Raw genomic sequence first — 2649 nt, forward strand, 5'->3', positions numbered from 1 at the left:
ATCAGAGACTGCCGATGCGCGCTCGACTTGTCAGCGCGCCCGATTTCGGCAGCAATTAGACGCTGCACCACGAAGCCGAGCAGGATGAGACCTCCGATCGCAGCAACAGGGAAGAGTACCAGAAAGGGACTAATGGCCAGGATGACCGCAAGAAAAACAAAGGCAAAAACAAAATCTACAAAGTATATAATCGTATTACATCCAATGAACTCACGAAGGAACTCATATTCTGAAATACGTTGAACCGTGATTCCTGTCGTGGGCGTATTCGCCTGCAAGGTGGTATTCATGATCCTTTCGATCAACAGGCTAGAAAGCCGGATGTCGAGCTGGCGCGCCATATGATCGACTAGGAATGCGCGCGCCGAACGCAGCAGAACATCGAACAATAGGGCGATCGCGGCGCCGATAGCGAGGACCCACAAGGTCGAAATCGCCTTGTTCGGCAGAACTCGATCGTAGACGTTCATCGTGAAGAGCGGACCGACAAGCGCCAGAAGGTTGACGAAGGCCGAGGCAAACAAGACTTCGACATAGCTTCGCCAGTGGGGCCGCAAGGCGCTGATCAGCCAGTTGCTGGCCGTATCGAGCGACACTTGGCCATCAGGTTCGGCGGCTGAGAGTTGAGGACAGAAGCGAAGGATATCACCGCCGTCGATCGGCTCAAGCACGGCGACCGATACGGTCGAGAACGCGCCCTTCACGGGCGAATAGATGCGCGCCTGCAAATTCTCCTCGAGCGAGAGAATAAGGACGGGCACCCCCTGCTTCAGCCAGGCGATCGCCGGAAAATCCGTTTCGACAGGCGCCCGCAAGTCAAACCGGACCCAGTCCGCGCGCAGTCCAATCCGCTCCGCCGCACGGATGAGATTTTCCGCAGACAGCCCCTCGTCCTCGGCGGGAAGCCCAGCCGTCAGAATGGTGCTGGACGTTGGCCGCTCGAAATGCGCGGCGACCTGAATGAGACAGGCCAACAGCGGATCCCGGCGCTGCTCCAGAGCAGATGTCTGCGAGCGAGCCTGCATGCCGGCCTCGTCTGGCACTTGGGTGCCGTGCATGGCGAGGCGCCCTTCAGCCAGGGCTCAGAGCGCCGGAGCCGGAGCGGTCAGTCGCCCCCTGTTCGGYGAGTACCGAGGCAACGTTTCCGCGTCCGCAGTGGGCGGAACGACGGCTTCCGAGCGCGCATAGGCTTCTGCCTGCTTCGGCGGGCGAAGGCCGAATGCTGAAACGAGCTGCCCGGTCGATGCAAGAATGCGGTATTCTGCAAACCGTGCCGCCATTTGCGCGGTCTCGTGCAGAACCTTCGCGTTATAACGCGTGTTCTGTGCATCCAGAAGATCGAGCAAGGACCGACGCCCAACCTGAAACTGATCGGCATAGGCCACAACCAGTCGGTCGCCCACGCTGGCTTGTTGACCAAGGACCCCGGACAATTCTGACTGGCTTTGACGCCGCTGGAACGACAGCTTCATGGATTCGCGAACCTCGCGCAGAATCTGATCGCGATTGAACTGCGCTTCGGCCACGCGCCGGGTCTGCTCCTGGATTGACGCTTGGTCGATCCCGCCATTGTAGAGATTCATGCGCATGACCGCGCGCGCCTGGAGATCGTTCGTGCGCCCGGTGACCCCGTCAATATCTCGCCCGGCACGGGCCCGACCTTCGACGAAGACCTCCGGCAACATCTTGCCGCGCGCCTTCTTCACCAGAGCATGCGCAGCGTCGATGTCGGCCGTCGCGATCTGGATGCGTGGATTGTTCCGGACAGCAAGTGCCAATCCGCCTTCGACCGACTTGGGCAGCCGGGTTGCCATCGATGGAGGCATGGAGCCACGCGTGAAGGTCTTGCCGACCAGGCGCTGCAGACGGACCTTCGCCTCGCTGAGGTTCTGCCGCGCTTCGATCACCCGCGCGCGGGCTGCAATCACGCGCTCCTCTCCCTGTTTCAGATCGGCGTCGGTCAGGGAGCCGCTGCTGACATTCCCGCGAATGCGCTGGACCGTGTCCTTGAGGTAGCCGACATTTTGGTCAGCAAGTCCGACGAGCCTCTCTTGAAGCAGAATGTCGAAATATTCGCGCGCCACTTCGAGCGCCAAAAACTCAGATCGCTCGAGGATCCGATACGAAGCACCATCGACCCGCGACGCTTGTCGTTCCACTTCGGCATCGGTCGTGAAGCCATCGAAGAGCTTCCAGGTGCCAACAACTCCGACCTCGACTGGCGAGAAATGGCCCTGATCCCGACTGCCGGTAAACGGGTCAACCGAATTGCGCGGCCTGTCCAAATTCCGCGTGCCTGCCGAGGCTTCCGCATCCACGCGCGGCATGTAAAGTCCGCGAGCCTGACGCAACTCAAACTCGATCGCCTCGCGATTTTCAACAGCAGCCCCGATCTGAGGGTTCGAGTCTATCGTCGTAGCAATCGCCTCGCGCAGCGTGAAAGCACCGGCCCCGCTCGTCGTCGAGAATGCGACGGCAGCAAGACCGCCCCAAACCCAACAACGCATCGCCGCGGCACGCCCCCAAAAACTCATTCCCGTCGTCCCCCAGAGCTTCATATCTTCCAGATTTACAATTTAAGGCGCAACATCGTCAATAACGACAGCAATTTCCAAGAACAAAACCAACACAATAACCTATCTGCAATAC

2 protein-coding genes are annotated in these 2649 nt (G+C 59.6%); both read right to left on the reverse strand.

Features of this window, described 5'->3' with window-relative positions; translation table 11 throughout:
• The coding region (locus tag AC1DVA_RS27525; RefSeq protein WP_476808002.1) for an ABC transporter transmembrane domain-containing protein at positions 1 to 1058 on the reverse strand (1058 nt) is incomplete at its 3' end.
• Positions 1059 to 1082: 24 nt separating this feature from the next.
• Complete coding sequence (locus AC1DVA_RS27530) at positions 1083 to 2558, reverse strand: TolC family protein (RefSeq protein WP_476808003.1); 1476 nt, start codon at positions 2556 to 2558, stop codon at positions 1083 to 1085.
• Between the last annotated feature and the right edge of the window lie 91 nt (positions 2559 to 2649).

It is taken from the genome of Allobosea sp. P4_C6 (assembly GCF_056402015.1).